The sequence below is a fragment of the Marinobacter sp. genome (genome assembly GCF_052094685.1).
Taxonomy (GTDB): domain Bacteria; phylum Pseudomonadota; class Gammaproteobacteria; order Pseudomonadales; family Oleiphilaceae; genus Marinobacter.
Map to the genome: position 1 here is coordinate 1 of NZ_JBQDKB010000156.1, position 4,593 is coordinate 4,593.

The following is a 4,593-nucleotide window of genomic DNA, read 5'->3' on the forward strand; positions in this document are numbered from 1 at the left end:
CAAAAAAAGTGGCTCAATACGGTTAGGGCAAGTGGGTCGGTTTAACGGCGCTTACTTTGAAGCCAGCTAATATTTTTTTGAAAAACGTCAAAAGCGATTTTTGTGATTTACCAGATCTCGATATTTATAGCTTGGCTCTAATAGCTGATTTCGGTCTGGCAAATGCTTCTTTAGACTCTTCCGTCTTCGGTGGTTCTCGGCCTTATATGGCTCCAGAGCAGTGGGATGAATTCGAGCTATCACCTAAAACGGATGTATTTGCACTGGGGGTTATTCTCTATGAGCTTATGAGTGGAGGGTTTCATCCGGTTGGCATAAAACTCAGTGATTATTGGCCTATGCCGTTGAAAAACAATAGTAAGAAGTGGACTAAAGCGGATGCTTGGAGGAAATGGGCAAAGAGCGCGAGTATAAATTTTGAAAGTGACCCACCGATAGAACCTGAGATTCAATCTCTTGTGCATGAAATGCTCTCAGTGGACGCCGCCGATAGGCCAACTATTGACGACGTTAAGACTTCGTTGCTTGATATTATTAAGAGTGAATCGCCAGAAAGCAGTGCTCAGCTAGAGTGCCTTGTCAATTACTTTGAACGTAACGCATCGACAGAAACTTTAAAAGACAGATGGCCGTATTTGTGGAAAAGGTGGCAGCAGTTTCAGTTAAAGTTCGAGAAGAGCATTTAACAAGGCCAGCCACAGCAACAGCTTTTCTGTTGCCACTACAAAGCTGCGCATGCCGGCGGCGTTAAAGCGCTATATCAATGGCTCCTAGAAGACCGCTCTTGGCCGATTTTAGACCTTCGATCAATCTGGTGAAGTTCATGATGTGCGTTAAGCTGAACACGTTACGTTTCTAAGCTAGGTGGGCATGACGTTTTATCATCTTCTGAGGCTGACCAGTCGGCTCTCGTTTTCAAGCTGTTTAGATTGCCAGGGGACAAGTGGGGTCGAATCATTACGCGAGTTGCTAACTGAGTTAGAGCAATTTGGCCAGCAAAACGATGCTGCCATTGCTGATCGTCCGCGTCGTATGTTGAATATCACTCGTGGTACGGGGGAGTTTCTTTCAGTACGGATTCAATTCATTGGGGCTTCGGCGAATTGAAACAGAGATCGTCTCTGACTCGGCAATGTATGGGCGACTGGTAAGTGACCATCCAGCATCTCATAACCAGGCAATGCACGCGACAAGCGAGTGATTGCGGCGCTATAAGGCATCACCTGACGTATGATTAGAACGGAAAGATTGATACTTCGGCAATGGGATGACGAAGACCTCTATCCCTTTTCACAGATGTGTAGGGATAAGGACGTGATGGAGTTCTTCCCGAAGCCTCTGACGGAGGAAGAAAGCTACAGTATGGGGAGAAGAATCAAGTCCATCATTGCTGAGCGTGGGTGGGGGCTCTGGGCTGTAGAGGTCCCGGTCAAAGTAAGTTTCGCTCAGGATATTCTGAAATCCAATATTGAAAAGTACCGGAGTGTCGCTGTTGGCGAGCAGGCTACGTTCTTTGATCGTTGGGTGCTGGATGCGCTGTACATGCTTGATGCGGAGAACGCGTTGTCACGGGCGGACATCGCCAACTATGTTCAATTGTTCCCCTATAATCCCGTTGTTTTTCTTCTGCCGCCATGGGAGGACATTTACGGTACAGATTCAGAGCGTGATCAAACATTCGAGGAGTCCCTCAAGGTATTCGAGAGGATGAAAAGCTGGTATTCGCAATGGGATTACAAAACGCTGGATGCCACCTCCATCCACCAAGCGAGCGTTGCCTAAAAACGCACAACCGAAGGCTGGGGGAATCAGGTCAAGGAAGTGAATATGCCCACGACTGCTGAGTAAGGTCATGAAATATCCAGAGATCGGCCTGCACATACGTACCTATGATGATGAAGTGAAAAGTCACTCCCACGACCATCATCAACTGGTATTGCCCCTGGTCGGCACGCTGTTTCTGTCAGTAGATTCCATGGCGGGGGAGGTGGCACAGCACCGTGCGGCCATCATCCCTTCAGGAAGCGGCCATGGGTTTGCTGCAACAGAAGATAATCGGTTTTTGGTGGCTGATTTGCCTGTAGGGCTGGCTCCTGCGCTAGATAAGCTGCCTTGTTTCGTGGGGCTTGATTCGGCACTGCACCATTACGTCCAGTTCCTTCATGCTCAGGCTATGAGCGGGGCTGGGTCAAGCGTTACCCAGCATCACATGCTGCTGTTACTGATACAGCTGCTGCAGGAGCGCCATGGAAGTCAATTGAAACTGGATCGCAGGGTTCACGCAGCGCAACAGTTTCTGGATGACCACTTCCACCAACCGATTTCCATGGCAGAGGTTGCTAACGTGGCCCATCTGAGTATTCGGCAGTTGAACGATCTTTTTCGCCATCAGGTGGGCGTGACGCCTCATCAATACCTCACAGAAGTGCGAATGAAAGAGGCGTTTCGGCTTCTGGAGCAGTCAGGCCTCAGCGTTCAGCGGGTGGCTGATGCGGTAGGCTATTCGTCGTTATCGGCCTTCAGCGACCGCTTCAGACGTCACTTTGGCAAACCGCCTAGCCACTTCCGCCGTCTCTCGACATAATTCCGCCAGGATTCAAAAGACCCCTATCGATTCCATGGATACGCTCTCCCGCAACCGCTAATGCATGACAATTTCGGGGGAGAGTGACATGGCAACCGTGAATGCCGCTACCTGGATCGGATCCATTTCCGTTCTGCTTTGGGGGACTTTGGCTTTGCTGACCAAGCTATCCGGCGGAGATATTCCAGAGTTCCAACTGATGGCCATGACTTTCGGCATTGCGTTTCTGTTGATGGGTGGGCGTTGGGTCTTGGCTGGCCATACGGGCGTTCGGTATATACGCCAGTCGCCGTTTGCCTGGTGTATCGGTATCGTCGGGTTATTCGGTTATCACTTTGCATATTTCAAGGCGATGACGCTAGCACCGGCGGTGGAAGTCAGCCTGTTGGCTTACCTATGGCCGCTGCTGATCGTTCTGCTGTCTGCCCTGTTACCGGACGAGAGGATGCGAGCTCAGTCTATCGTTGGCGCCTTGGTGGCGCTGGTGGGTTGTTGGTTGTTGATCAGCCGAAATGCAGGCGGATTTGCTTGGGAGAACCTGCCCGGTTATCTGGTAGCGCTGGCGTGTGCATTGATTTGGTCTTCTTACTCCGTGCTCAGCAGATTGGTACGTTCAGTGCCAACCGATGCCGTCGGTTGGTTCTGCGGCGTGACGGCGCTGCTGGCTTTAGGGTGCCATATGCTGTGGGAAGAGACGGTGTGGCCGGACGGCTTGATGCAATGGGTAGGCGTGGTTGGGCTGGGCCTCGGGCCGGTTGGAATCGCATTTTTTACCTGGGACTATGGCGTCAAACACGGGAATATCCAGCTACTTGGCACCCTAGCCTACAGCGCGCCACTCATTTCGGTGGTGCTACTGATCTTGGCGGGATACGGCAAGGCCACGGTGGCCGTATTGAGTGCTAGCGTGCTCATCGTCATTGGTTCTTTGATCGCAAGTCGCGCGACGCACCAACGAGCGCAGTGCTAGAATTGATGGCAGCTGATAACGCTCGTTGAGCAAATAGGCGCAGCCATGGAACCTTCATCCGCAGTCACGCTGGCGTTGGCAGACGCATCGGCATTTGATGCGTTCAAGCAAGAGCTAAAAGCCTCGTTTAGCGTGAAAAACGGCTTTCGGGAAAAAAGTATCATCGAACTGGAGCAAATCGGCATTCACCCGGAAGCAGCAGGTAGGGGGCTGGGTAAGCAGCTCATTGTGGAGTCGCTAGCACCGTTCAAGGCTCACGTGCGCCGCCAGGGCTGCGATGTGGGGGCGGTGATGGTGACCACCTCGGAAGGCAACTCCGCAGAGAAGCTGTATCAATCCACGCTAGGAGTCTCCCGCGCGGCCGTGATTAGCGGCTATGGGGCTGGAGATGAGGTGATCTTATATAACGCCAGCGTAGGCCCAGAGCGGGGCGGGTAGCAGGCAGCCTTCGTAAGAACCCTAGCTACGTTGTTGCGTCCGATACTCAGTAGGACTGACACCTGTCTCTGTGCGAAAACGGTTGCTGAAATGGCTGCTGGAGCCAAAACCGCAGCGTAGTGCGATCTCAGTCATATTTAGCGATGTTTCCGCCAACAAGTATTGCGCCCGGATAAGACGACGGTGTAGCACATAGCGATGTGGTGGGTAACCAGTGGCTTGTTTGAACATGCGGGCGAAATGGTAGTCACTTAAGCCAGTGATACCCGCCATGCATGCCAGCGTAAGGGGTTGGTTCAGGTGATGCTCAATGAACTCCACCACTCGTTTTAATTGCCACGCAGGTAGTCCACCGGTTGGGCGCAGAGTTGGCAGTCGGCGCTGGCTATAGTGGCGTAGGGTATGTATCAATGCCGTTTGGGTGGCGGAATCCAGCGCTAATTGATCCAGCGGGTCTTGCCAGTTGCTCTGGCCAAGGGTGGTGCAAAACAGCTGAGTGAGCAGCGCATCCTGGGCGAAGTCGATTTCGTCCAGTTGCACGCTTCGGCCGTAAGCGTCCATTCCGCGACGTTCTGCCACCCCGCTAAAATTCGCCCTAAAG

6 protein-coding genes are annotated in these 4,593 nt (G+C 52.2%); 5 read left to right on the forward strand and 1 reads right to left on the reverse strand.

All coding sequences use genetic code 11. The features are described from left to right. Window positions 1-56 precede the first annotated feature (56 nt). The 5 genes from ACTH3S_RS17860 to ACTH3S_RS17880 all read left to right on the forward strand — a co-directional run bounded on the left by ACTH3S_RS17860 (window position 57) and on the right by ACTH3S_RS17880 (window position 3,992). Window positions 57-686, forward strand: a complete 630-nt coding sequence (locus ACTH3S_RS17860) for a protein kinase domain-containing protein (RefSeq protein ID WP_441810364.1) — start codon at window positions 57-59, stop codon at window positions 684-686. Window positions 687-1,230: 544 nt separating this feature from the next. Continuing rightward, window positions 1,231-1,782: a GNAT family N-acetyltransferase gene (locus ACTH3S_RS17865; RefSeq protein ID WP_226912699.1), complete on the forward strand. Its 552-nt coding sequence runs from the start codon at window positions 1,231-1,233 to the stop codon at window positions 1,780-1,782. A gap of 70 nt (window positions 1,783-1,852) precedes the next feature. Beyond that, window positions 1,853-2,584 carry an AraC family transcriptional regulator gene (locus ACTH3S_RS17870; RefSeq protein ID WP_193068342.1) on the forward strand — a complete coding sequence of 244 codons (732 nt, stop codon included), beginning with the start codon at window positions 1,853-1,855 and terminating at the stop codon, window positions 2,582-2,584. Window positions 2,585-2,672: 88 nt separating this feature from the next. Further along, a complete protein-coding gene (gene yddG, locus ACTH3S_RS17875) occupies window positions 2,673-3,554 on the forward strand; it encodes an aromatic amino acid exporter YddG (protein WP_226912700.1) in 882 nt (293 codons plus the stop codon). A gap of 45 nt (window positions 3,555-3,599) precedes the next feature. Then, window positions 3,600-3,992 (forward strand): GNAT family N-acetyltransferase, encoded by a 393-nt coding sequence (locus tag ACTH3S_RS17880; protein ID WP_193068344.1) that lies wholly within the window; start codon window positions 3,600-3,602, stop codon window positions 3,990-3,992. A gap of 21 nt (window positions 3,993-4,013) precedes the next feature. On the opposite strand, the gene ACTH3S_RS17885 is transcribed toward ACTH3S_RS17880, so the two are convergent. Continuing rightward, window positions 4,014-4,593 (reverse strand): helix-turn-helix domain-containing protein (locus tag ACTH3S_RS17885; protein WP_441810365.1); only part of this gene is annotated, 580 nt, incomplete at its 5' end.